Origin of the sequence: Streptomyces sp. NBC_00872, assembly GCF_045161915.1 — a bacterium.
GTDB lineage: Bacteria > Actinomycetota > Actinomycetes > Streptomycetales > Streptomycetaceae > Streptomyces.
Map to the genome: position 1 here is coordinate 6,820,024 of NZ_CP108806.1, position 24,854 is coordinate 6,844,877.

General features: G+C 70.8%; 18 protein-coding genes. 10 read left to right on the forward strand and 8 right to left on the reverse strand.

Annotated elements, in window-relative coordinates; all coding sequences use genetic code 11:
- The first annotated feature begins 45 nt into the window (after positions 1 to 45).
- Together OG214_RS29120 and OG214_RS29125 are read left to right on the forward strand one after the other, a co-directional pair.
- Entirely contained in the window at positions 46 to 471 is a 426-nt protein-coding gene (locus OG214_RS29120) for a hypothetical protein (RefSeq protein ID WP_405986403.1), read from the forward strand.
- 4 nt (positions 472 to 475) lie between these two features.
- A complete protein-coding gene (locus tag OG214_RS29125) occupies positions 476 to 2,608 on the forward strand; it encodes an NB-ARC domain-containing protein (protein WP_405986404.1) in 2,133 nt (710 codons plus the stop codon).
- 58 nt (positions 2,609 to 2,666) lie between these two features.
- On the opposite strand, the gene OG214_RS29130 is transcribed toward OG214_RS29125, so the two are convergent.
- Both OG214_RS29130 and OG214_RS29135 read right to left on the reverse strand, forming a co-directional pair.
- On the reverse strand, positions 2,667 to 4,322 hold the full coding sequence (locus OG214_RS29130) for a translation initiation factor 2 (RefSeq protein ID WP_405986405.1): 1,656 nt from the start codon (positions 4,320 to 4,322) through the stop codon (positions 2,667 to 2,669).
- Between the two features lie 370 nt (positions 4,323 to 4,692).
- A complete protein-coding gene (locus OG214_RS29135) occupies positions 4,693 to 5,823 on the reverse strand; it encodes a S1 family peptidase (RefSeq protein WP_382859507.1) in 1,131 nt (376 codons plus the stop codon).
- 349 nt (positions 5,824 to 6,172) lie between these two features.
- Between OG214_RS29135 and OG214_RS29140 the strand changes: the two genes are divergently transcribed.
- The gene (locus OG214_RS29140) at positions 6,173 to 6,907 is read left to right on the forward strand and encodes a hypothetical protein (RefSeq protein ID WP_363080104.1); all 735 of its coding nucleotides are present in this window, start codon (positions 6,173 to 6,175) and stop codon (positions 6,905 to 6,907) included.
- 498 nt (positions 6,908 to 7,405) lie between these two features.
- Here the strand turns inward: OG214_RS29140 and OG214_RS29145 are convergent, their stop codons facing one another.
- Positions 7,406 to 8,617, reverse strand: a complete 1,212-nt coding sequence (locus OG214_RS29145; protein ID WP_093594987.1) for a pyridoxal phosphate-dependent aminotransferase — start codon at positions 8,615 to 8,617, stop codon at positions 7,406 to 7,408.
- 86 nt (positions 8,618 to 8,703) lie between these two features.
- Here OG214_RS29145 and OG214_RS29150 point away from each other — a divergent pair, with 86 nt between their 5' ends.
- From OG214_RS29150 to OG214_RS29160, 3 genes are all read left to right on the forward strand, one after another.
- Positions 8,704 to 9,360 carry a winged helix-turn-helix transcriptional regulator gene (locus OG214_RS29150; protein ID WP_405986406.1) on the forward strand — a complete coding sequence of 219 codons (657 nt, stop codon included), beginning with the start codon at positions 8,704 to 8,706 and terminating at the stop codon, positions 9,358 to 9,360.
- Between the two features lie 168 nt (positions 9,361 to 9,528).
- On the forward strand, positions 9,529 to 12,015 hold the full coding sequence (locus OG214_RS29155) for a SpoIIE family protein phosphatase (RefSeq protein WP_405986407.1): 2,487 nt from the start codon (positions 9,529 to 9,531) through the stop codon (positions 12,013 to 12,015).
- Positions 12,016 to 12,170: 155 nt separating this feature from the next.
- Positions 12,171 to 12,809 carry a uridine kinase gene (locus OG214_RS29160; RefSeq protein WP_405986408.1) on the forward strand — a complete coding sequence of 213 codons (639 nt, stop codon included), beginning with the start codon at positions 12,171 to 12,173 and terminating at the stop codon, positions 12,807 to 12,809.
- Between the two features lie 111 nt (positions 12,810 to 12,920).
- Here OG214_RS29160 and OG214_RS29165 read toward each other — a convergent pair whose 3' ends face one another.
- The 5 genes from OG214_RS29165 to OG214_RS29185 form a co-directional block, all read right to left on the reverse strand.
- Entirely contained in the window at positions 12,921 to 13,853 is a 933-nt protein-coding gene (locus OG214_RS29165) for a carbohydrate kinase family protein (RefSeq protein ID WP_405987649.1), read from the reverse strand.
- 59 nt (positions 13,854 to 13,912) lie between these two features.
- Positions 13,913 to 14,821: a pseudouridine-5'-phosphate glycosidase gene (locus OG214_RS29170; protein ID WP_405986409.1), complete on the reverse strand. Its 909-nt coding sequence runs from the start codon at positions 14,819 to 14,821 to the stop codon at positions 13,913 to 13,915.
- A gap of 167 nt (positions 14,822 to 14,988) precedes the next feature.
- Positions 14,989 to 16,218, reverse strand: a complete 1,230-nt coding sequence (gene fdhA, locus OG214_RS29175; protein WP_363080097.1) for a formaldehyde dehydrogenase, glutathione-independent — start codon at positions 16,216 to 16,218, stop codon at positions 14,989 to 14,991.
- Between the two features lie 300 nt (positions 16,219 to 16,518).
- Positions 16,519 to 17,064 (reverse strand): methylated-DNA--[protein]-cysteine S-methyltransferase, encoded by a 546-nt coding sequence (locus OG214_RS29180; protein ID WP_363080095.1) that lies wholly within the window; start codon positions 17,062 to 17,064, stop codon positions 16,519 to 16,521.
- Between the two features lie 101 nt (positions 17,065 to 17,165).
- Entirely contained in the window at positions 17,166 to 18,068 is a 903-nt protein-coding gene (locus OG214_RS29185) for a glycerophosphodiester phosphodiesterase (RefSeq protein ID WP_405987650.1), read from the reverse strand.
- Positions 18,069 to 18,420: 352 nt separating this feature from the next.
- On the opposite strand from OG214_RS29185, the gene OG214_RS29190 reads away from it, so the two are divergent.
- From OG214_RS29190 to OG214_RS29205, 4 genes are all read left to right on the forward strand, one after another.
- Positions 18,421 to 19,413: an MHYT domain-containing protein gene (locus tag OG214_RS29190; protein WP_405986410.1), complete on the forward strand. Its 993-nt coding sequence runs from the start codon at positions 18,421 to 18,423 to the stop codon at positions 19,411 to 19,413.
- A 62-nt stretch (positions 19,414 to 19,475) separates the two neighbouring features.
- The gene (gene uvrB / locus OG214_RS29195) at positions 19,476 to 21,611 is read left to right on the forward strand and encodes an excinuclease ABC subunit UvrB (protein ID WP_405986411.1); all 2,136 of its coding nucleotides are present in this window, start codon (positions 19,476 to 19,478) and stop codon (positions 21,609 to 21,611) included.
- A 185-nt stretch (positions 21,612 to 21,796) separates the two neighbouring features.
- The gene (locus OG214_RS29200; RefSeq protein WP_365902554.1) at positions 21,797 to 22,363 is read left to right on the forward strand and encodes a TerD family protein; all 567 of its coding nucleotides are present in this window, start codon (positions 21,797 to 21,799) and stop codon (positions 22,361 to 22,363) included.
- Between the two features lie 245 nt (positions 22,364 to 22,608).
- Positions 22,609 to 24,672, forward strand: coding sequence for a TerD family protein (locus OG214_RS29205; protein ID WP_405986412.1), 2,064 nt, complete (start codon positions 22,609 to 22,611; stop codon positions 24,670 to 24,672).
- The last annotated feature ends 182 nt before the right edge of the window (positions 24,673 to 24,854 follow it).

A 24,854-nucleotide genomic window follows, 5' to 3' on the forward strand; every position in this document is an offset into this window, starting at 1 on the left:
GGTAGGCTCGGTTGTCCACGACGATCGGCGGCCGAAGGGGGCCTGGTGGAAGCCGAGTTGGTGACACTGGCGATGGCGGGCGCGTCGGCGCTCGTCCAGCAGATGACGACGGACGGCTGGACCCGGGCACGTGACCGGGTGGTCGGATTCCTCGCAGGCCGGGGCCAGGCGTCCCCGGAGTCGATCGAAGCCGAACTGGACACCGCGCGCGCCGAACTGACCGCGGCCGAGCGGGACGGCGACGAGCAGACGGCCGAGGACCTCCGCGTGGAATGGCGCAACCGGCTGCGCCGCACACTGCGCGCCGACCCCGAGGCCGCCGCCGAACTGCGCGCCCTCGTAGCCGAGTTGACCCCTACGCTCCCGGCCCAGCAGGCCCGGGACGTATACAACACGATCAGCGGGGGCCAGTACGGCACGGTCATCCAGATCGGCCTGAACGGCCAGGTGTACAACGGCGGACAGGGCTGAGGGGATGACCGGCGGGGGAAACACGTTCGGCGGCAACGCCAGCGCGCACTCGGTCGTCCAGGCGAGGCAGATCGACAGCTTCACCCAGCATGTCCACGTCGGCGCCGACGCTCCGCTCCCGGCTCCGGCTCCCGCTCCGGAGTGTCAACTTCCGGTGGAGGAGCAGCCGTTCGAGAACCGGGCTCCGGAGCGGGAACAGGTCGGACGGGAACTGGCCGCGCGCGGTCGGTCGGCCCGTCCCGTACGGCCGCTGACGGTCGTGCTCAGCGGGGTGAGCGGTATCGGCAAGACCGCGCTGGCCGTCCGGCTCGCCCATGAGCTCGAAGAGCACGGCCTGCTCTCCTTCTACGTCGATCTGGACGAGTGGCGCACGGCGGGGGCGATCGACCTCACGGCCGTACTGAGGCATCTGCTCGGCTGGCTGACGCCGGCGGAGAGCCAACTGCCCGAGGAGCGCCGGGCACTGGAGAACAGATACCGGGCCAGGACCCGGGACACGCGTCTGGCGCTCGTCCTGGACAACGTGTGGTCCGCCGACGAGATCACCACCCTGCTGCCGGTGTCGGCCGAGTCGGTGGTCCTGGTCGCGAGCCAGGAGCGGCTGTCCGCCCTGGAGTCGCGGGGTGCGCTCGGACTCGCGCTGGAGCCGCTGTCGTTCGAGCACGCCTCGGAGGTGCTCCGGCAGATCGTCGGAGGGCAGGCCTTCGGCGGGCAGACCGCAGGTGGTGTGAACCCCGGCGAGTCCTCGCGGGCCCTGGCCACGATCGCGCGGCTCTGCGCGGGATTTCCCATCGCCCTGCACACCGCGGGCAAGCTGCTCCGCGCCCATCCCACCAGACGGATGGAGCGGATCGTGGACGACCTCACCAAGGACCTCCACGAGAAGGGGCTGCCCGTGGTGGAAGCGGTGTGGAACGCGGCGTACGCCGCACTCGACCCGCCGGCGGCCCGGCTCTACCGGCTGATGCCGCACCACCCCGGTTACGACATCACGCTCGACGCCGCCGCGGCCCTGCTCGGAACGGGGCTCGACGACGGGGAGGACGGGTTCGACGGACTGACGAACGCGGGACTGCTGGCGCTCTCACCCCGTGCGGGCCGGAGGCGGGTGCACAGCCTGCTCCGTGCCCACGCCGTCCGCTGCGCCGGCCGGCACGGCGATCCGGCGGAGACCGAGGAGGGGCTGCGCCGGCTGCTCGTCTGGTACCGCAGACAGGCGGAGCGGGCCGACCGCGCTATCGGCGCGGACAGAATGCGTACGGCCGAACCGGTCCCGGAGCTTCCGTACGCTCCCGATGTGCCGTTCGCGAGCGCGGCGGAGGCCGGGGTCTGGCTCGACGCGGAGCGCAAGGCGCTGTACGGACTGGTCCGTATCGCGGGCGACCTGGGCGAGGACACGCATGCCTGGTCCCTCTGCGAGCCGCTGTGGAAGCACTACGAGGACCACGGCAATCACGAGGACGCGATTCGCGCGTTCGAGACCGGCCGGGACTGCGCACAGCGCGACGGTGCGGCCGAGGCGCTGATCCGGATGCGCTGCCAGCTCGCCCAGGCGCTCTGGAAGGCCGGCCGGGCGGAGGACGCGGATACGGAGACACGGCAGGCGGTGCTCTCGGCCGAGTCGGTCGTGCCGGGGGAGAAACCGCACGCCTCGGCTCTGGAGTTCCGGGGCAAGTATCTGGCGTGGCGTGGAGAGCCGGAGCAGGCCGTCGTCCACTTCCAGCGGTCGCGCGGTATCCATCTCACGATCGGGAACCCCTACGGCGTACTGCTCCAGACCTTTCTGGTCGGCCGCACGCTGCGTGCCGCGGGGCGACTGACCGAGGCCGAAGCGGAGCTGGAGGCCGCGCGCCGGATGGCGGCGGACCAGAACCGGTCGCGGGTGACCGGTCGTGCCGTTGCCGAACTGGCCCGTACCCATCGCGCACTGGGACGCACGGCACAGGCGGTCGCCGCGTACGAGGAGGCTCTGGCGCATGAGCGGGCGCGGGGGTCCGTCCATGACCAGATCGCGCTCCATGACGAACTCGCCCAGGTGACCGAGGAGTCGGGCGATCCGGAGGCCACCGAGAGGCACCGTGCCCGTGCTCGCGAACTGCGTGTTCGGATGGGCATGGAGGCGGAGCCCGAAGACTGAAGGCCTGATGGTGGCTGACGGGCTGACGGGCTGACGGAGATGACCGAGGGGCCGGCGGTCACAGCTCGGCGTGTGCGTCGGCCTCCGTTCCGTACGCCACCAGAGCCCGTACCGGGCGGCCGCCCACCACACACTCAAGGGTCGCGGGCAGAACGGGATCCGGGTTGGTGTCGAGCCAGCCGTGGACGGCGGAGAGCACGGCCGCGGGGTCGGGCCGTACCAGCGGTTCGCTTTGCGTCGTGTCGGCCCTGATGCTCACCGTCAGGAGAGCGGAGCCGTCGCGTCGCAGTACGCAGCGGTCATGGGCGAGGACGGCCGCGGCCGTCCGGCAGCCGCGGTACTCCGCCAGAACGCGCGCCGTCCAGCCGCCCGCGGTCCACACCGCGTCGGATCCGTACGGTTCCCGGACGGGCGTGGTGATGGACCGTGCCCGGCGGAGGATGAGCCCGGCGCTCTCCATCTCATGTGAGGTCGAGACGCTGTCCTCGGCGCTGATATGACCGCCGTGCGGACCGGTGTTCAGCGGATAGCGGGCCACGGAGACCGTGTTGCCGGACACATCCACGCGCGCCGCGAACGCCGTCGGCCGCTCCTGGCCGGTCCGGGGGACCGGCAGAGGGCGGACCGTGACCGGTCCGGGAGGCGGTTCGAGCCCGAGGAGCCGGTAACAGCGCGTGCGCAGCAGTTCCAGCGAGCGCCCCTGCTCGGCGAAGGCCGCGGCGGCGAGGGCGCTGGTGTCACCCGTACGGTGCGTGGCGACGGCGGCGTCGATCTGCGCGTCGAGCGGCTGGTCCGCCGTCAAACGCGGTACGCGCGCGAGGAGTTCGGCCATGGGGCTGGCCGGAAGCAGTTCCGTACCGCCCGCGTAACAGCCGATCAGGGGCCGGTCCAGGGCCGCGGGATAGAGCGCGGTGGATCCGTGGTCGGTCAGCACGCAGTCGGCGGCGGTGAGGAGAGTGGCCCACTCCTCGTACGGCCGCGCCAGTCGCAGCCCGGCGGCCAGCGCGGGCGCGAGCCACTGCCGCAGGGCGAATCCGCCCAGCCGGCTGTGGACATTGGGGTGCAGAACGAGGGCCGCCTGATACGAGTCGTACGGCAGCTCGGCGGTCAGCCGCCCCGGCAGCTCCGGCAGACGCTCGGCCAGTGACTCGGGTCCCCAGGTGGAGACGACGACCACCAGCCTCCGCCCACCTGTGCCCAGCGCGTCCCGGTACCGCTCCCGGCGGGTACGGGACGCGAGCATCCGGTCCAGCGTCGGATCCCCCACGACGGCCGCCCGCCCGGCAACCGCCGCGGACTGCTGGGCGAGCCGCGCCAGCTGGCCGGGGTGCGCGAGGGCGTGCAGCGAGGCCAGGGGCGTCCCGTCGCGCAGGAGCTGACGCGGATGCAGCCCGGAAGCGGAGTCGTCCGTGGACGAATGGGAAAGCCGCTTGTTGAACCCGGCGCCGTGCGGCAGCAGCACGAGCGGTCCCGGCAGCTCGTGGAGCGGCCCGTTGGGACTGGCAGCCACCACGAGATCATGCCCACCGTGTACGGCCTGCGCCCAGGGAACGGTCCGCGCGCCGGCGCCGTCGAGCGCGAGAAGCGCGTCCGTACTGAAGTCGGACCCGGGGACGAGGGTGAAGAGCGGCTGGACACGGTGGTCCCCGGCGAAGACGGGAAGGGTGTCGAGGAGACGATTCAGCGCGGTCGCGGACCGTACGGCGTACAGCACGGTCCGTCGGCTTCGTCGCCCGCTGCCCGCTGCCCGCTGCCCGCTGCCCGCTGCCCGCTGCCCGCTGCCCGCTGCCCGCTGCCCGCTGCCCGCTTCAGGATCTTTAATCCTACATTGCGTGGTGTTTCCGGGTATGCCGTTCTCCCGGATCTGCGCGGGTTGTTCCGGGTGGTGTGACGGCACGGCGAGAGATTACCGGGATACCGGGGTCCGGCCGGGCGGTGGCCGCGGGCGGGCGTGCGGTGTCCCCCAGCCTGTCGCGGCAAGGGGATCGCCCCGGGAGGGAACCCTTCGCCGCGACAGGCCTCATCCATGGGTCAGCTCCATGGGCCGGCTCCATGGGTGAGCGAGATCAAGACCGTGTGGAGGGTCAGGCCGTGTGGAGGGTCAGGCCGTAGCGGCCCAGGATTTCGTTGACCGGCTGGTACCAGGTCTCGCCGCCGCTGCTGCAGTTGCCCCAGCCGCCCGAGGTGACGCCCTGCGCCTGGTCGCCGCTGATGAAGGAGCCGCCCGAGTCGCCGCCCTCGGCGCAGACGCTCGTCTTGGTCATCTGGTGGACGGCGCCCTGGCTGTAGTTGACCGTCTCGTTCTTGGCCAGGACATTGCCGCAGCGCCAGTGGGTCGTGGAGCCGGAGCGGCAGATCGAGGCGCCGATGGGGGCCTCGTTGGAGCCGCGGACGAGCTGGTCGGAGACGCTGCCCCAGCCGAGGACCACGGGGACGGTCCACCAGCCGCTGCCGACGTTCACCCACGCGTAGTCGTTGTCGGGGAAGGACGATCCCTGGAAGTTGCCGATGTACGAGCCGTCCCAGCCGCTCACCCCGGCACCGGCCTGGCCGCAGTGGCCGGCCGTGACGAAGCCGCCGTAGACGGAGAAGCCGATGGAACAGCGGACGTTGCCCGTGTAGTACGGGTCACCGCCGACCGTGCCCGCGGCGAAGGTCTGCGGGGCCGTGGCGGTCTCCTCGACCGTGACGGGACCGGCCTGCCGGGCGCGGGCGAGGAAGCTCCGGACATCGTTGTCGTTCTTCTGGGCGGCGACGACGTTCACGACGACCTTGTTGGCCTTGGGATCGACGTGCCAGCTCGCGACACCGGCCGGCGCGGAGAGCGCGTCGATCTTCGCCTTCGCCGCGTCGAGCTGCTGTGCGCTGTGCTCGACCAGCCGGACGGTCGCGCCGGTCGCCCGTACCGCGTCGGCCTTCCCGGCGGTGGTGACGGCGACGGTCAGCGTGCCGCTGTCCGCGTTGAACCAGGAACCGCCGTACGCCGGTCCCGCCGCGCGCCGCGCCTTTCCGTCGACGGCCGTCGCGGTCTTCTCCGCCGCGAGACGCGCCTCGGCCTGGCCCTTCGTCAGGCCCAGGTCCTTCTGCATCGCGGAGAGCAGACCCGCGGAGGCCGGTGCTTCGGAGGTGGGGGAGGGGGCGGCCGTCGCGGGAACGAGGCCGGCGGTGGCCCAGGCTCCGATGACGAGGAGTGCGGACAGGCCGGTACGTATCACTGTCGTGCGTCTCAAGGGATTGGCCCTTCTGGTTGTTCCAGCATCGTGGGGGTGGAACGTGGAACAGCGGCCGACTGAGAGCGCTCTCAGGCCATGCCAGCGGGAGCGTATCCGAGGATCATGGACAGGTCCATGCCAATGGCCAACCCGGGCCGCCCCCTGCCCGGTTGGGGTTCTGGGCTGTCCGTTCGGGGTGGCGTCACGGCGGTCCCGGCGTCCGGTGGGTCCGCCCTGTCTCCCCGGATGCCCCGGCCTCTCGCTCCCCGGCCTCTCGCTCCCGGATGCCCCGGCCTCCCGGTGTCGTTTATTCGTTCGAACGGGGCTGGTCGGCCCTGCTAACTTCCCTGACGTGGCAACGAAACTCAATCAGATCATCGCGGTGGAGAAGGGCGTCAAGTCCAAGGCGCACCAGGACCTGACGGCGGCTCATCACGGCCTCCAGAAGCCGGCCCTGCTCGCCGGTATCTCCCGTACGTATCAGCCGAAGGACGAGGAGGGTGAGCAGCTCCCGCCCGAGTCCACCCGGGTCCAGGTCAAGGCCGAGGACGTGCTGCGCGAGACCGCGAAGACCCTGACGCGGCTGTTCGATGTGACCGCCACCAAGGACTGGGCGAACTGCACCGCGCGCGCCGACATCACCGTCGACGGACGGGTGCTGGTGGGCCAGGCGCCGGTGTCGTATCTGCTCTTCCTGGAGAAGCAGCTCACCGACCTCAACACCTTCGTACGCAAGCTGCCGGTGCTGGACGCCTCGGAGTCCTGGAGCCAGGACCCGTCGACGGACGCGTGGAAGACCGAGGCGGTACGGACCGTCCGTACGAAGAAGGTCCCGCGCAACCATGTGAAGGCCGAGGCGACCGAGAAGCACCCGGCGCAGGTCGAGGTGTACTACGAGGACATACCGGTCGGTTACTGGACCACGGTGAAATTCAGCGGCGCGCTGCCCGCCCGACGGGTGAACGAACTGCTCGACCGGGTCGAGAAGCTCCAGCAGGCCGTGAAGTTCGCCCGTGAGGAGGCGAACGGCGCGGATGTCACCGATCAGCCGGTAGGCGACGCGGTGTTCGGCTACCTGTTCGGGTAGCCTCATATTCTCCCCGGCTGCCCGCTTGTGCGGCCGGGGTGCGCGAGGAGCGCAAGCTGAAACTGAGGCTTGTCGTGACTGCGCGGTTCCAGTGGAGGTTCGAGTCCTCCCCGCGGCACATCCGCAGAAGGATGACGGGCCGCGGTAGCCCAATTGGCAGAGGCAGACCGCGATCAATCTCAGACTATTGCTCCAGACTCAGCATTGGCCGCCGATCGCCGGATCGATCGGGCCCAGGCCCTGGGACGTCGAAGTGCCGGTTCAAGTCCGGCCCGCGCAGCTCGATGCGCGGTGGTCCAATGGCAGGACGCGGCGACATGACGACTGACCTGGGTCCTCAAGTGTGCCGGCGTGCGACATGGGTGGCATCACAGGGCTCGGGGGCCGGCTACGCCCCCGGGTCCGCTCCTCCTCCCGCTCTTCCGAGTCCCCGCCCTGCTCTTCCGGGCCTTCGCTCTGCTTCTCCGGGCCTTCGCTCCGCCCTTCCGGTCGCCGCCGTCACTGGCGGTACCCGCTCAGAAAGCGGCCGATACGGCTGATCGCCGCGTCGAGGTCGTCGGCGTACGGCAGGGTCAGAATCCTGAAATGGTCCGTGCGCGGCCAGTTGAAGCCCGTCCCCTGGACGACCTGGATCTTCTCGCGCAGCAGCAGGTCCAGTACGAATCGCTCGTCGTCGTGGATCTTGTGCACCTTCGGGTCGAGCCGGGGAAAGGCGTACAGCGCGCCCTTCGGCTTGACGCAGGAGACCCCTGGAATCTCGTTCAGCTTCTCCCAGGCGCGGTTGCGCTGCTCATGGAGCCGGCCACCCGGAGCCGTCAGCTCCCGGATCGACTGCCGGCCGCCGAGCGCGGCCTGAATGGCGTACTGCGCGGGCGCGTTGGGGCACAGGCGCATCGACGCGAGCATCGTGAGCCCCTCCAGATAGCTGCGCGCGTGCTGCTTGGGTCCGCTGACGACGAGCCAGCCGGAACGGAAACCCGCCACCCGGTAGGTCTTCGAGAGCCCGCTGAAGGTGAGGACGACCAGATCGGGAGCGAGGGCCGCGGCGGTGTGGTGGACCGCGTCGTCATAGACGATCTGATCGTAGATCTCGTCCGCGAACACCATCAGCTGATGACGGCGGGCGAGATCCAGCATCCCCTCCACTATCTCCCGTGGATAGACCGCCCCCGTGGGATTGTTGGGGTTGATGATCACGACGGCCTTGGTGCGGTCGGTGATTTTCGCGGCCAGATCGTCGAGGTCCGGATACCAGTCCGCGGACTCGTCGCAGAGATAGTGCACCGGACGGCCGCCGGCGAGGGTCGTGACGGCGGTCCAGAGCGGGAAGTCGGGTGCGGGGATGAGGACTTCGTCGCCGTCCTCCAGCAGTGCCTGGACGGCCATCGAGACCAGCTCGGAGACTCCGTTCCCCAGGAAGATGTCGTCGACGGTGACATCAGGCAGACCCAGCGTCTGATACCGCTGGGCGACCGCACGGCGCGCGGAGAGTATGCCGCGCGAGTCCGTGTACCCATGTGCCTGGGGGAGCATCCGGATCATGTCCTGGAGGATCTCCTCCGGCGCCTCGAACCCGAAGAGCGCGGGATTGCCGGTGTTGAGGCGCAGGACGCTGTGGCCCGCCTCCTCCAGTGCGTCGGCGTGCTCGATCACCGGGCCGCGGATCTCGTAGCAGACCTCGCTCAGTTTGCTCGACTGCCGGAATTCCATGCGGTGGCCTCCCAGACCTTGTTGCGATACTTGGTTTTACCAAGCGCGAGCTTGGAAAGTCCAACAACATGTCTAGACTGCGCCACATGTCACGTCGCCGAAGTTACGACCAGTACTGCGCCGCCGCCCGTGCCCTCGACGCCGTGGGCGACCGCTGGACCCTGCTGATCGTCCGTGAACTCCTCGCGGGGCCCCGCCGTTACACCGATCTGCACGCCGATCTGCCCGGCGTCAGCACGGATGTGCTCGCGTCCCGGCTCAAGGACATGGAGCGCGACGAACTGGCCACGCGCCGCAGACTGCCGCCGCCGGCCGCCGCGTATGTGTATGAACTCACCGAGCGGGGGCGGGGGCTGCTGCCGGTCCTCGCGGCCCTGGCGGAGTGGGGCGCTCCGGCGCTGGAGGAGCGCAGGCCCACCGACGCCGTCCGGGCGCACTGGTTCGCCGTGCCGCTGCTGCCGGTGCTGGACGGTCTGCCGGGGCCCGGCGGCGCGGACGGGTACGGACATGAGGGCGTGGTGGAAGTCCGGCTGGACGAAGGGGCGTTCCATGTGCGGCTCGGCGCGGGCGACCCGGTGTACGGCGACGGCCCCGCGGAGAGCCCCGACGCCCGTCTCGTCCTCGACGCCGACACCTGCCGGGCGTTGAGCGGAGGCGAGCTGACGGTCGGGGACGGGGTGCGGGAGGGGCGTATCGAGGTGTCGGGGGAGGGGGCGCTGGCCAAGGTGTTGCGCGGGGAGTGACGGGGAGTAAGGAATGCCCGAAACATCGCATATCTCAATTTTGATGAGTTATTAACATCTTTCTCAATGTATTGAGAGAAAATGGAGTTCGATGACCATATCTGTCACCCGGTGTCATACTTGAGGGTGTCCGTGTCCCCTGGCGGTCCGAGGGTGAGATGAGTGGCCATGATTCGGCCGGACACCGAGCGCGAGGAAGAGTCCGTCCGATCGAATGTCTTCGTGGACGAGACGTCCACCGCGAGGGTCGCTGTCGACGCCCGGGGCACGGTGACGCAGTGGAATGAGGGAGCCCGCAGGCTGCTGGGGTATGCGCCCGCGGAGGTCGTGGGACGGCCCGTGGCCGGCCTGTTCGCCGCCGCGGAGACCGCCGAGTCGGCCGCGAGGGCGGCGGAGGAGGCGCGGCGGAGCCCGGAGACGCTGGGCAGATGGAGCGGTACGGTCACGCTGCTGCACCGGGACGGCGGGCAGGTCGATGTCCCGGTGCTGGCGCACCTCCGGTCCGCGCACTCCGACGAAAGCCGGACCGACGACGTCGAGTGGCTCCTCGTCTCCCCCCTCTCCCGCCCCGAGCCGTGCGCCCAGGACGAGGAGCTGATCGAGGAGTTCTTCGTCCAGTCCCCGTGCAAGATGGCGGTCTACGACCCCCATCTGCGGTTGCGGTGCGCGAACGGCGACATGGAGCGACTGCTGGGCCTGGTGGAGAGCGACATGCGCGGGCTGCGGCTGCCGGAGATCGTGCCCAGCCTGGAGGCCGAGAACACCGAGCGTTATATGCGGCTGGCGCTGGAGACCGGAGTGCCGCAGCAGCTCGCGTTCTCCCTGCGTATGGCGGGCCATGAGCACGAACTCGCCTGGTCGCTCTCCATCTCGCCCCTGCGGGACCGCGAGGATCATGTGCGAGGTGTGATGGTGGCGATACACGACGTGACAGAGCAGTACGCGGCCCGGCAGCGCCTGCTTCTGGTCAACGAGGCCAGCGTCCATATCGGCAGCACCCTCGACATCGGGCGCACGGCGCGGGAGCTCGCCGATGTGGCCGTCCCCGTCCTGGCCGATTTCGTGACCGTGGACCTGATCCCCACGGTCAGCGACGGCGGCGAGCCGCCGGCCGGACCGCTGAACGGCCGGGTCACGCTGCGCCGGGCCGCGTGCAGTTCGATCTTCGAGGGTGTCCCAGAGTCCGTGGTCCCGGTCGGTGAGACGGATGTCTACTCCGACTACTCGCCCGCCGCCGAGAGCCTGCTCACCGCGCGGGGGGTCGTGAGCGAGATGACGGAGCCCGCCAGCAACCCCTGGGAGATCCAGGCACCCGAGCGGGCCGCCAAGGCGCGCGAGTTCGGCTTCCACTCGATGATGTCCGTACCCCTGCGCGCCCGCGGGACCACCCTCGGCGTGGCGACCTTCACCCGGCACCGGCGCCCCGAGTCCTTCGAGCAGGAGGATCTGCTCCTCGCCGAGGAGATCACGGCCAGGGCCGCCGTCTGTATCGACAACGCCCGCCGCTTCACCCACGAACGCGAAACGGCACTGACCCTCCAGCGCAGTCTGCTGCCCAGGAAGCTGCCCGAGAACGCGGCGGCCGAGGTCGCCTTCCGCTATCTCCCCGCCGACACCAGGGCCGGGGTGGGAGGCGACTGGTTCGATGTGATCCCGCTGTCCAGTTCACGGGTCGCCCTGGTCGTGGGCGATGTCGTCGGCCACGGCCTCCAGGCGTCGGCCACGATGGGCCGACTGCGGACGGCGGTGCGCACGCTGGCCGATGTCGATCTGCCTCCCGACGAACTGCTCACCCACCTCGACGACCTCGTCAACCATCTCGCCACCGAAGCGGCGAGCGGCCAGGGCGTGGCCACCACGGCCGAGTCCTCCGGAGACGTCGGTGCCACCTGTCTGTACGCGGTCTACGACCCGGTCTCCCGGCACTGCTCGCTGGCCCGTGCCGGACACCCCCAGCCCGCGGTGGTCAGTCCCGACGGAGCCGTCGAATACCTCGACCTGCCGGCGGGACCGCCGCTCGGGCTGGGCAATCTGCCCTTCGAGAGCGTCGAGGTGGACCTGGCGGAGGGCAGCATCCTCGCCCTCTACACCAACGGTCTGATCGAGAGCCGTGAGCGCGGTATCGACGACACGCTGGACGCGCTGCGCGAGGCGCTGTCCCAGCCCACCGCGCCTCTGGAGGAGATCTGCGACAACGTGCTCAAGGCGCTGCTCCCGCCCCATCCCGCCGACGATGTCGCGCTGCTCCTGGCCCGTACGCACGCGCTCGACGCCAGTCAGGTGGTCACCTGGGAGCTGACATGCGACCCCACCGTGGTGAGCCGGGCACGGAGCGAGGCCTCCGCCCAACTCGCCGAGTGGGGGCTCGACGAGGCCGTCTTCACCACGGAGCTGGTGGTCAGCGAACTCGTCACCAACGCCATCCGGTACGCCGAGGCGCCCATCCAGCTCCGGCTGATCCATGACCGCAGCCTCATCTGCGAGGTCTCCGACGGCAGCAACACGGCGCCTCATCTGCGCCGGGCCCGCGTCTTCGACGAGGGAGGCCGCGGACTGCTGCTGGTGGCCCAGCTCACCCAGAGCTGGGGTACCCGCCAGGGCGTCGGAGGAAAGACCATCTGGGCCGAGCAGAGCCTTCCGGTCATGGCTCTGTGAGCCGGTCATGGCTCTGTGAGCTGCCTCCGGGCTGCCTCCCGGGGCCTGTGAGACCGCCTGCCTGTGAGACCGCCTCATGGGGCCCCCGCATGCGCCTGTGAGGCGGTCTCCGAGCCGCCTTTCGCGCGTCTGAACGCCTGAACGATGATGAACGGGTGCGACTCGAAGCGATCACCTGGGACCGGCTGACCGAGGCCCTGGCCGAACGGATCCTGGACACGGACCCGGCGGACGGCGGGCCCTGGTCGCGGGTGGCTCTGGACGGAGCGCCCGCCGCCGGGACCGCCGGGCCGGCCGAGGCACTCGCCGAGGCGCTGCGGGTACGCGGCAGGTCGGTGCTCGTCGTCGGGACCGCCGGCTTTCTGCGCCCCGCCTCGCTGCGGTACGAGTACGGGCGCGAGGACCCCGACACGTACTACAGCGGCTGGTTCGACACCGGCGCCCTCTGGCGCGAGGTGTTCGGCCCCCTGGAACCTGGCGGCAGCGGGCGGGTCCTGCCCGATCTCTGGGACCCGGCCACCGACCGGGCGACGCGCAGCCCGCACCGTGAACTGGCGTCCGGCGGTGTGCTGGTGCTGCACGGGCCGCTGCTGCTGGGGCACTGGTTCCCGTTCGACCTCACGGTGCATCTGCGGCTGTCACCGGCCGCGCTACGGCGCCGTACCGACGCGGGTGAACTCTGGACGCTGCCCGCCTTCGCCCGGTACGAGGACGAGGTGGACCCGGCCGCCGTCGCCGATGTGGTCGTACGGGCCGACGATCCCCGGCATCCGGCCTGGGGCGGGCTGGGCTGACGGGCGGCCGACGGGCGGCCCACGGGCGGCCCACGGCGGTCGGCCGCGCACCGGTGGCTATGGCGCGTCCGGTGGCTATGGCGCGTCCGGTGGCTACGCCGCGTCGGGTGGCTACGGCGCGTCCGGGGGTCGTCCGCCCACCGCCGCCACCGCGCGTGCCCCCGCCCGGCAGCCCGCCACGGCCGCCCGCACAGGGTCCGCGCCCGTCAGCCGCGCCGCCAGGAACGCGCCGGTGAACGCGTCGCCCGCCCCCGTCGAGTCCACGGCGCGGGCCGGGACGGGCGGTACGCGGGCACTGACGGCGCCCGCCTCCGCCACCAGCGCGCCGTTCGCTCCCAGGGTGACCACCGCCAGCGGCACCCGTCGGCTCAGCTCGGCCGCGGCGTCCGCCGGATCCGTCAGACCGGTCAGGAGCCTGGCCTCGTCGACATTGGGCAGCAGCGTCTCCACGCCCTCCACCGCCGCCAGAAAACGGTCCGCGCCCAGCTCCTCGATGAAGCCGGCCGAGGCGGGATCCACGCTCACCGGAATCCCGCGCTCCAGCGCCGATCCCAGTGCGACGGCGGCGAGCCGCCGGCTCACCTCGGTGAAGAAGAGATAGCCGGAGAGATGCAGCCGCCCCACCCCGTCGAGGAGGGACGGCGACCAGTCGTCGGGGGACAGCCGCAGTGTCGCGCCGCCGTCGGTGAGCAGTGTGCGCTCGGCGGAGGCGTCGACCAGGCATATCACCGTGGCGGTCGGCACCTTGTCGTCGATGACGAGACGTGTCCCTACCCCCGCCCGCCGCAGCCGCTCCGCGTGCCAGTCATGGGCGTCCGCGCCCACCCGCGCGAGCAGCCGTACGTCCGCGCACCCGCTGTGGACGGCCCAGCACGCCGCGTTGGCCCCCGCGCCGCCGGGCAGCGTACGGATCTCGGCGGCGGTGTCCGTACCGTGCGCGAGAGATGTGCGGTACCGCGCCACCACATCGGTCACCACGTCCCCGACCACCAGCAGGGCGCCGCCGCCGAGCGTGCCGCGGCCGCGCGCGCCGCCGCCGTACACCCCGCCGTCGTACGTTCCGCCGCCGCGCGCCTCGTCCCCACGTGCTTCGCCGCCGCGGGTCACCGTGCCGTGGCGATCCGGGCCGCGAGCCGTACATTGCCGCGTACCGCCGCCAGATTGGCCTCCAGCGAGGCACCCCCGGTCCGCCGCATGAGATGGTCCAGCAGGAACGGGGTGACGGCCTGGCCGCCGATCCCGCGCTCATGGCACTCGGTGAGCGCCTCCGCGAGCACCCGGTCGTGCAGTGCCGGATCGAGCTGCCGCGCCTCCGGTACGGGGTTGGCGACGATCAGCGCCGACGCGGGGCCGCCCAGCGCGTCCTGGGCACGCATCACGGCCGCGACCTCCTCGGGCGAGTGGACCGTCCAGTCGACCGGCTCGCCGGAAGAGGCCAGATAGAAACCGGGGAAACGTTCCGTCCCGTATCCCAGGATGCTCACGCCCAGTGTCTCCAGGCGCTGGAGCGTCGCGGGGACGTCCAGGATCGATTTGACCCCCGCGCAGACGACCGTGATCCGGGTCCTGGCCAGCAGCGCCAGATCGGCCGACTCGTCCTGGGTCTCGGTCCAGCCGCGGTGTACCCCGCCCAGACCGCCCGTCGCGAAGACCCGGATCCCGGCTCTGGCGGCCAGAAACGCGGTGGCGGACACGGTCGTCGCACCGGTCGCGCCCGCCGCGATCGCGGGTGCCAGATCACGCTGGCCCAGCTTCCGTACGGACTCGTCCTGGGCGATCCGGTCCAACTCGTCCTTGACCAGGCCCACATGGGGCCGGCCGTCCAGCACGGCGACGGTCGCGGGCACGACGCCCCCGGCCCGCACCAGCTCCTCCAGCTCCTCCGCGACCGCCAGATTGCGGGGGCGCGGCAGTCCGTGCGCGATGATCGTCGACTCCAGGGCGACCACGGGACGGCCCGCGGCGAGCGCCTCCCGTACCTCGGGGGAGTGCTGCAAAGTGATGTCTGGCATGTCCCCATCCATGGCACGTCCGGGGCCTGCGCAAACGTCGGCCAGCGGCTCCGTGCGGACACCGCCCCCGGATCACCGGGCCGGGCGCGCGATCACCGGCCGGCGGGACAGCCGGCCGGTGATGCGCGTCCGGATCTCGTGTCCGGATCAGACCCGGTCGTGCGACCTCAGGCGGCCTTCAACCCATTCAGCGCGCCATGCGGATTCAGCACATACTTGCGGCTCGCTCCGTGGTCGAACTCCGCGTATCCGCGCGGTGCGTCGTTCAGCGAGATCACCGTGGCGTTGACCGCCTTCGCGATATGCACCTTGTCGTGCAGGATCGCCTCCGCGAGGCCCCGGTGGTACTTCATCACCGGGCACTGACCGGTGGTGAACTCATGGCTCTTCGCCCAGCCCAGCCCCAGCCGTACCTTCAGCGTGCCGGACTTGGCGTCCTTGTCGACACCGCGCGGGTCCTCGGTGACATACAGCCCGGGGATACCCAGCTTGCCGCCCGCCCTGACCACGTTCATCAGGGAGTTGAGGACGGTCGCCGGTGCCTCGTCGGTGTCCTTGCCGTAGGCGCGCGCCTCGAAGCCGACCGCGTCGACCGCCGCGTCCACCTCGGGCACTCCCAGGATCTGGGCTATGTGGTCCTCCAGCGAACCCAGCGTCAGATCGACGGTCTCACAGCCGAAACTGCGGGCTTGGTCCAGCCGTTGGGTGTTGAGGTCGCCGACGATGACGACCGACGCGCCGAGGAGCTGCGCCGAAGCCGCGGCCGCCAGGCCGACGGGTCCCGCGCCCGCGATGTACACCGTGGAGCCGACCTCCGTGCCGGCGGTCACGGCACCGTGGAAGCCGGTCGGGAAGATGTCCGAGAGCATCGTCAGATCGAGGAGCTTCTCGCGTGCCGCGTCCCGGTCGGGGAACTTGAGCAGATTGAAGTCCGCGTACGGCACCATGACGTACTCCGCCTGGCCACCGACCCAGCCGCCCATGTCGACATAGCCGTATGCCGCGCCGGGGCGGGCCGGATTGACGTTCAGACAGATTCCGGTCTTGCGCTCCTTGCAGTTCCGGCAGCGCCCGCAGGCGATGTTGAAGGGCACCGAGACGATGTCACCGTTGTCGATGAACTCGACGTCGGGCCCCTTCTCGATGACCTCGCCGGTGATCTCGTGACCGAGGACCAGGCCTTCGGGGGCTGTCGTACGGCCTCGTACCATGTGCTGGTCGCTGCCGCATATATTGGTGGCGAGGACCTTGAGGATGACCCCGTGCCGGCACTTGCGGCCGATATTGGCCGGGGCCACTCCCGGACCGTCGCGAAGTTCCAGCCCTGGGTACTCGGTCTCCCTGACTTCCACCTCACCCGGCTTGATGTATGCGACCGCCCTGTTTCCTCCGCTCATGCTGACTCGCCGTCCCTTCGGTTCTGCCTGTCCAGCGGATGACTCGGCATGTGCGCGGGTCATGGAGTCCGCTACCGCTCGGGCGGTCCGGCCACGGGGGGTGCGGACACGGAAATCCGCCCGGTCGGCGGGGCCGGACGTACTAGCGCCTCGCACGGTATCCGCCGGGCTGTACGCGCGGTGGTGCTCCACAAATCAGCCTAAGCCCGGCAAGGAAAGCGGACAAGTGACGGTAAAACCGTGCAATATTCGCACCCTCGTCCGGGCTTGCGGCAGCGCACTTCGAGGGGGGCCGAGGGTTCAGAAAAGCGGCGCCGGGAGCACACCCTCCAGGGCCAGCAGCTGCCGCTTGGTCTCCAGCCCGCCGCCGAAACCGCCGAGCCCGCCGTCGCTCTCCACCACCCGGTGACACGGCACCACCAACGGCAGGGGATTGGAGCCCATCGCCGCGCCGACCGCCTGGGCGGCGCCTGGCTGGCCCACCCGGCGTGCCAGCTCGCCGTACCCCACCACCGCGCCGTACGGCACACCCGTGGCCAGCTCGCGCAGCACCTGCCGGTTGAAACCCCCGGAGAGCGACCAGTCCAGCGGCAGTCCGAACTCCCGCAGCCCGCCCGCGAAATACGCCGCCAGCTCACGTATCGGCTCGGCCAGCAGACCCGACGCCGATTCGACCGGCTCGACCCCGAGCCGCTCCCTGAGCTGCCGCAGCGCCTTCTCCCGCACCGGCCCGTCGGCGTGGAAGACCACGCTCACCAGGCCCTGGCCCGTCGCGGCCAGCAGCAGCGGCCCGATGTCGCTGCCCACGACGGTCCACTCCAGCGGGGACTGTCCGTAAGTGTTCATGCGGACCACCGTAAGGGCCACCACTGACAACGGGTCCCGGCCCGCTGGTGCGCCCCGGCCGGTGTGCCCCGGTCGGTGCGGCCCGGACGTACCGGCCGGTCTCAGCCCACCGCGTCCCGCACCACGTCCGGGTTGTTGGTGATGATCCCGTCCGCACCGAGATCCCTGACCCGCACCGCGCCCGCCGCGTCGTTGACCGTCCAGGTACTGACCGTGAGCGGCTTGCCGTGCGGGCCCTTCAGCCGGTGCACGGCCGCCACGTAGCCGGCGGTCAGCGAGGTGTACGACGGATTGATCTGGTCCGTGAACGCGGCGTACGCGGGCAGCTCGGCCGTCGCCGGTGTCCCGAGGAAGCCCGTGGTGATCTCGGGGCGCCGCTGGTGCACCGCGCGGACGCTGTCCGCGCTGAAGCTCTGGATGACGAGCTTCTCCTCGACATGGGCACGGTCCAGCCAGCCCTCCTGGCGGAGCACCCGCAGGATGTCCTTCTCGATGCCCGGGTACTGCTCGGAGGCCTTGATCTCCAGGAGCAGCTTCTGGCGGTTGGCGTCGACGGTGTTCAGGAACTGCTTCAGCGTCGGTACGCGCTCACCCGCCCACCGAGCGCCGAACCAGCTTCCGGCGTCCAGCCGCGCGATCTCGGCGGCGGTGAAGTCCTTGACCTTCCACGGAGCCCGGTCGGGGAAGACCCGCTCCACGTCCGTGGTCCGCAGGAGAGTGTCGTCGTGGATCACGACCAGGGCGCCGTCCCTGGTGCGCTGTACGTCGTTCTCCACCCAGTCGATGCCCAGCTCGGCGGCCCGCTCGACGGCCGCCAGGGTGTTCTCCGGCGCGTACGCCGAGGCGCCGCGGTGCGCGATCACGAGCGGGCCGCCGGCCCTGGGCGCGTCGGCGCTGGTGACGGCGGTGCCCGTGGCAGTCGCGGTGGCGGCAGCGGTGCTTGCGGGGGCGGGGGCAGGGGCGTCGCCCGGACCGGTCGAGGCCGTGGCGGCGCCCGGCAGCATGAGCGCGGTGACCCCCAGCAGCGCGCTGGCCGTTGTCGTCGACGTGCGCGTTGCCGCCGATGTGCGCGCGTACACCTGGACTCCTCGCGTCGCGGGATGACGGTCGGCCCCGAGGGTGGCAGCCTCCGGCCAACGGAGGACGGGCGAAGGTTGGCCACCACATGAAGCCACACCCCGAGACAGGCATACCGGACCGCGGGGTCGTGCCGCTCCGTGTCGCCGCATGTCGGCTTCATATCGACTTCATATCGACAAATCGGCCGGTGCCTGTTTGATTACCGGGCCCGCCGTCCTACTCTCGCCCCGAACCAGCGCTTCCGTACATGGAGCCGAGGGGCGAAGGGCACACCGTATGCAGGGCACCGTCGAAGGATTCAGCTATGGCCTCGTCACCCCCGTGGCGGCCTTTCTCATGGCCTGTCTCGGGGCGGCACTCGGCCTGCGCTGCACAGCGAGATCCCTGCGCGCCCGGCGCCCCTGGAAACCCGGCGGGCTGGCGCTGGGGGCGGCCTCGATCGGCTCCGGCGTCTGGACGATGCACTTCATCGGCATGATGGGCTTCGCCGTCACCGAGGTGCCGGTCGGCTACGACCGGCTCACGACGTTCGCCAGCCTCGCCGTCGGGATCGTCATGACCGGGATCGGGATCTTCATAGTGGGTTATCGCGGCTCGACCCCGATGGCCCTGGTCACCGGCGGTACGGTCACCGGTCTCGGCATCGCCACCATGCACTACCTCGGGATGGCCGGCGTACGGCTGCACGGACAGGTCGCCTACGACACCGGGACGGTCGCGCTCTCCGTCCTGATCGCCGTCGCCGCGTCCGTGGCCGGGCTCTGGGTGACCGCCACGCAGCATGGTTTTTCGGCCAGTCTGGCGGCCAGTCTGGTGCTGGGCGTCGCGTCGACCGGAATGCACTTCACCGCCATGGCCGGGGTCGAGGTCCATCTCGACGGGACCACCGCCGCCCCGGGCGGCGCCCCGGCCACCGAGCTGCTCGTGCCGATGCTGATCGGCCCCGCGGTCTTCCTGCTGCTGGCGGGGGTGGCGCTGTTCTTCGACCCGCTGCTGGTGACGGGCGGTCGGGACGCGGACCGCGACCGGCATCGGGACCGTGACCGGGACCCGGACCGGGGCCGGCGCTGGGGCCGCCTCCGATCCGGCCGGACCGCCCGGACCGCCCGGCCCCCGGGCTCCGTACGCGGACTGTGCGGGTCCCGGGGGCTGGGCGGGGTGCCATCGCAGCGGACCCGGCCGCGCACGGACCGGGACAGCCGTGAGGCGGCCGACCGTACGGCCGCCAGAGCGCCGCGCAGCGGCCCGCAGGACCTGCACGACTGGTGAGCGGCGGGTGATCCGGTGTCGCCCGGCGCCCGGCTGTCAGTGGGTGGTCGTACGGTGGTTCCATGCGGCCCGTTTCCAGCATCGAACGTACGGTGGCGCCCTTCGAGGTCGTCAGTCCCTACCAGCCCAGCGGCGACCAGCCGACGGCCATCGCCGATCTCGAGCGGCGTGTCCGCGCCGGTGAGAAGGATGTCGTCCTGCTCGGCGCCACCGGCACGGGAAAGTCGGCGACGACCGCCTGGATGATCGAGAGGCTTCAGCGCCCCACCCTGGTGATGGCGCCGAACAAGACGCTCGCCGCCCAGCTCGCCAACGAGTTCCGCGAGCTGCTGCCCAACAACGCCGTCGAGTACTTCGTCTCGTACTACGACTACTACCAGCCCGAGGCGTATGTCCCGCAGTCGGACACCTACATCGAGAAGGACTCCTCGATCAACGAGGAGGTCGAGCGGCTGCGCCACTCCGCGACGAACTCACTGCTGACCCGCCGCGATGTGATCGTGGTCGCCTCGGTCTCCTGCATCTACGGTCTCGGTACGCCCCAGGAGTACGTGGACCGGATGGTGCCGCTGAAGGTCGGCGACGAGATCGACCGGGACCAGCTCCTGCGCCGCTTCGTGGACATGCAGTACACGCGCAACGATGTGGCGTTCGCGCGCGGCACCTTCCGCGTCCGGGGCGACACCATCGAGATCTTCCCGGTCTACGAGGAGCTCGCCGTCCGTATCGAGATGTTCGGCGACGAGATCGAGGCGCTCTCCACGCTGCACCCGCTCACCGGCGAGGTCATCACCGACGACCGGGAGCTGTACGTCTTCCCCGCGAGCCACTATGTCGCCGGCCCCGAGCGTATGGAGAAGGCGGTCAACGGCATCGAGCGGGAGCTGGAGGAGCGTCTGGCCACGCTGGACAAGCAGGGCAAGCTCCTGGAGTCCCAGCGGCTGCGGATGCGCACGACGTACGACATCGAGATGATGCGGCAGATCGGTTCCTGCTCCGGGATCGAGAACTACTCGATGCACTTCGACGACCGCGCGCCCGGCACGGCGCCCAACACCCTCCTCGACTACTTCCCCGAGGACTTCCTGCTGGTCATCGACGAGTCGCATGTCACGGTCCCGCAGATCGGCGCGATGTACGAGGGCGACGCGTCCCGTAAGCGGACCCTCGTCGACCACGGTTTCCGGCTGCCGTCCGCGCTCGACAACCGCCCGCTGAAGTGGGAGGAGTTCCAGAAGCGGATCGACCAGACCGTCTATCTCTCCGCCACGCCCGGCACCTACGAGCTGTCCCGTTCCGACGGGTTCGTGGAGCAGATCATCCGTCCCACCGGGCTGATCGACCCGGAGGTCGTCGTCAAGCCCACCGAGGGCCAGATCGACGACCTGGTGCACGAGATCCGCGAGCGGACCGCGAAGGACGAGCGGGTCCTGGTGACCACGCTCACCAAGAAGATGTCCGAGGACCTCACGGACTACTTCCTGGAGCTGGGCATCCAGGTGCGGTATCTGCACAGCGACGTGGACACCCTGCGCCGGGTGGAGCTGCTGCGCGAGCTGCGCTCGGGGGAGTACGACGTCCTGGTCGGCATCAACCTGCTCCGTGAGGGCCTCGACCTTCCCGAGGTCTCGCTGGTGGCGATCCTCGACGCCGACAAGGAGGGCTTCCTGCGCTCCGGCACCTCGCTGATCCAGACCATCGGCCGGGCCGCGCGCAATGTCTCCGGTCAGGTCCATATGTACGCGGACAAGATCACCCCGGCGATGGAGAAGGCCATCGACGAGACCAACCGCCGCCGGGAGAAGCAGATCGCGTACAACACCGAGCGCGGTATCGATCCCCAGCCGCTGCGCAAGAAGATCAACGACATCGTCGCGACCATCGCGCGCGAGGAGGTCGACACCGAGGCGCTGCTCGGCACGGGCTACCGGCAGTCGAAGGACGGCAGGTCGGCCAGGACCGCCGTGCCCACACTCGGTACGAAGGCCGGCAAGGCGGCCAAGGGCGGTGCCGGCGCGAAGACCGCGGTGCTCTCCGACCGCCCCGCCGCCGAACTGGCCGGAATCATCGAGGAGATGACCGACCGTATGCGGGCCGCCGCGGCCGAGCTCCAGTTCGAGGTGGCGGCGCGGCTGCGCGACGAAGTGAGCGAACTGAAGAAGGAATTGCGGCAGATGAGGGAGGCGGGGCTGGCCTGACACCCCGGAACACCTGGTGTGTTGCAAGACCGACACAAAAACGGTCCAAGCCTCCTGCACCGCCCGCGCGACTGCGTAGGGTGCTGCGCAACCGCATACGGACGGTTGCGGGGGAACCATTCGAGAGGGGACAGCGCGTGGTGGACGTATCCAAGGGCAGTGCGCCCGGGGGCCCTGGCGTCAATCTGACCAAGGGACAGGCCATCAGCCTGGAGAAGAAGGGCGGCGGCACGCTGACCGCGGTGCGTATGGGGCTCGGCTGGCAGGCCGCGCCGCGCCGGGGTCTGTTCGGCTCCCGCACGCGTGAGATCGACCTGGACGCGTCGGCGGTGCTCTTCGCCGACAAGCAGCCGGTCGACGTGGTCTTCTTCCGTCATCTCGTCAGCGACGACGGCTCGGTGCGGCACACCGGTGACAATCTGGTCGGCGGCGCGGGACAGGGCGGCGACGACGAGGCGATCCTGGTCGACCTCCAGCGGATCCCGGTCCATATCGACCAGATCGTCTTCACGGTGAACTCGTTCACCGGCCAGACGTTCCAGGAGGTGCAGAACGCCTTCTGCCGCATCGTCGACGAGACCAACGGCCAGGAGCTGGCGCGCTACACGCTGGACGGCGGTGGCCAGTACACCGCGCAGATCATGGCGAAGGTGCACCGCGCGGGCGCGGGCTGGCAGATGACGGCCCTGGGCAACCCGGCCAACGGCCGTACGTTCCAGGACCTGATGCCGGCGATCCTGCCGCATCTCTAGTACCCAGGCGCGTTTTCCGTACCCAGGACAGCTCCAGCACCACGGCGCACACATCTGTGCGCATCTGTACGACACGGCGTTTCGCCGGCACGCGCAGCTCCCGGAAGTCAGGTCGCCGGGAGCTGCGCGGCTGCCGTGGACCCGTACCGCACCACCCGACCACCCATGGCCGGACTCCTGGCTGATCCACAGCCGGCTGAATCCACAGCGAACGACGACGCGTAACCGACGAGGGGACAGAGGCGATGACGGCCGAGCTGGTCCGGGGGCAGAACCACCCCTTGCCCCACACCCGCCTGGAGATCCGGGTGACGGCCGCCGCGCCGGTCATGGCCTGCGCCACGCTCGGTGACGCACAGGGCACGGTGCGCGGCACCGAGTGGATCGCCCACCCCGGCTCGCCCACGCTCCCCGGCATAGAGGTGTCCCGGCAGGCCGCCTCGGGGCTGCGCTTCCATATCGATCTGGAGGCCGTGCCCGAGCAGGCGCATCTCGTGCATGTGCTGCTCGCCCTGCCCGAGGGCGTCGGCGGACCGGACCGGTTCGGCGCCACCGCGGCTCCCTTCGCCGCCGTCACCTCCACGGACGGTACGGAAGTCGCCAGCTTCACCCTCACCGGTCTGGACTCCGAGTCCGCCGTCGTCGCCCTGGAGCTCTACCGCCGCCAGGGCGCCTGGAAGGTCCGTGCCGTCGGCCAGGGATACGCGGGAGGCCTCGCCGAACTGCTCGGCGACCACGGCCTGCCGCAGGCCCGTGCCTTCGTCAGCGGTATCCAGGAGACGGTCGCCCGCCATCTGGCGAGCACGGTGCAGATCCCGCTGCCCGGTGCGCAGGACGGCGTACGGGTCAGGCACGAGGGGCTGTCCTCCTCGGCCACATCCGGTACGGCCGCCCAGTCGGGACCGGCCGCCCAGGGCGGCTCCACCGTCCCGCAGCCGCTGGCTTCCGCGCCGCAGCCGGCGTCCGACCCGGTGACGCCGTCGGCGGGCGCCGGCGCCCCGCAGGGCGGCACACCCGGCGCGACGCCTTCCGGCGGGACGCCTTCCGGCGCGGCGGCGGCTTCCGGCGGAGCGGGCGGTTCCGGGGGCGCGGTCAACTACACGCATCCCGGGCGCCGTACCTCCGCGCCTCCCACACCGCCCCCGGCCGCGCCGCCCGCCGAGCCGGGCCGGCAGCCCCGCCCGGTCGCCGGTGACGCCACGGGCTGGTCCCTGGACGAGCGGCTCTACAACCAGGTCTGGGGCATGTTCGAGGATCTGGCCCGCGCGGTCGCCGCGTACCGCAGCGCGATCGACTTCGCCGAGTCCCGGCTCGACCAGGAGCTGGACCGCGTCCTGTCCGACCCCCGTAACCGCATCGGCGGGGCGGGTGAGGCGGCACGGGAGGCGGCCCGCGCCAAGCACGACCAGCTCGCCGCCCAGGCCCGTGAGGCCCTCGACCGCGATCTCGCCCAGCTCGTCGCGGAGTCCGAGGTCGTCGAACCGGCCCTGCCGGCCGCGTACGCCCGCTGGGACAACCCCGTCTGGCACGCGTACCGCGTTCCGATGGAGATCCCGATGGCGCTGCGCCTGGGCGACGTCCATCTCCCCGAGCGTCCGGATCTGCGGATCCCGATGCTGGTGAGGCTGCCGCTGGAGCGCGGGCTGTGGGTCGACAGCGGCCGGTCCGGCTCCGAGGCCGCCCTGATGATGGACGAGGCCCAGCTCCGCGGTCTCGCCCTGGACACCGCCGTCGCCCATGCCGGGCGGCTGCTCGCCGTCTATCCGCCCGGCGAGTTCACGGTCCATGTCATCGACCCGGCCGGGTCCGCGGCCCGCTCGCTGACCCCGCTGACCGCGTCCGGCGCCCTGGCGGGACCGCCCGCCGCCGGTGCCGCGGGGGTGGCCGCCGTCCTCGCGAAGCTCACCGAGCGGGTGGATCTGGTGCAGATGGCGGTGCGCGGCGGCGCCGCCGAGTCGCTGCCGCCCGGTCTGGACACCGCCGAGCAGCTGCTGATCGTCAATGACTTCCCGCACGGCTTCGACGACCGCGCGGTGACCCAGCTCCGCTATCTCGCCGACGAGGGTCCGTCGGTCGGGGTGCATCTGCTGATGGTCGCGGACCGCGAGGACGCCGCCGCGTACGGGCCCGTGCTGGATCCGCTCTGGCGGTCCCTGCTCCGGATCACCCCGGTCCCCGACGACCATCTCGCGGATCCGTGGGTCGGCCACGCCTGGACGTACGAGCCTCCCATCGTGCCCCCGGGCAGCCGCGTGCTGTTCCAGGTCCTGGAACAGGTGGCCACCGCCCGTCGCTCCTGGCGCCCCTGAGCGGCGCGCGAGCGCGCACACCCCCGCTGAGCAGCACACTTTCAGCGGCTTTACCTCTTTCTTTACCTTTCCTTGGTCTTTCCTGTACTGTTCCTTGGAACGGAGGGGAGTACTCCCGCATCGCGACGTACCCGTCAATACGGACCGCCATCGGTCCCGGGGCGCCGGCCCGGGGAGCGGCG

Coding starts and splice junctions, on each gene's coding strand:
- OG214_RS29125 (WP_405986404.1), top strand. CDS start 476: ATGACCGGCGGGGGAAACACGTTCGGCGGCAACGCCAGCGCGCACTCG.
- OG214_RS29145 (WP_093594987.1), bottom strand. CDS start 8,617: ATGGAATTCCGGCAGTCGAGCAAACTGAGCGAGGTCTGCTACGAGATC.
- OG214_RS29150 (WP_405986406.1), top strand. CDS start 8,704: ATGTCACGTCGCCGAAGTTACGACCAGTACTGCGCCGCCGCCCGTGCC.
- OG214_RS29155 (WP_405986407.1), top strand. CDS start 9,529: ATGATTCGGCCGGACACCGAGCGCGAGGAAGAGTCCGTCCGATCGAAT.
- OG214_RS29170 (WP_405986409.1), bottom strand. CDS start 14,821: ATGCCAGACATCACTTTGCAGCACTCCCCCGAGGTACGGGAGGCGCTC.
- fdhA (WP_363080097.1), bottom strand. CDS start 16,218: ATGAGCGGAGGAAACAGGGCGGTCGCATACATCAAGCCGGGTGAGGTG.
- OG214_RS29180 (WP_363080095.1), bottom strand. CDS start 17,064: ATGAACACTTACGGACAGTCCCCGCTGGAGTGGACCGTCGTGGGCAGC.
- OG214_RS29185 (WP_405987650.1), bottom strand. CDS start 18,068: ATGCTGCCGGGCGCCGCCACGGCCTCGACCGGTCCGGGCGACGCCCCT.
- OG214_RS29190 (WP_405986410.1), top strand. CDS start 18,421: ATGCAGGGCACCGTCGAAGGATTCAGCTATGGCCTCGTCACCCCCGTG.
- uvrB (WP_405986411.1), top strand. CDS start 19,476: ATGCGGCCCGTTTCCAGCATCGAACGTACGGTGGCGCCCTTCGAGGTC.
- OG214_RS29205 (WP_405986412.1), top strand. CDS start 22,609: ATGACGGCCGAGCTGGTCCGGGGGCAGAACCACCCCTTGCCCCACACC.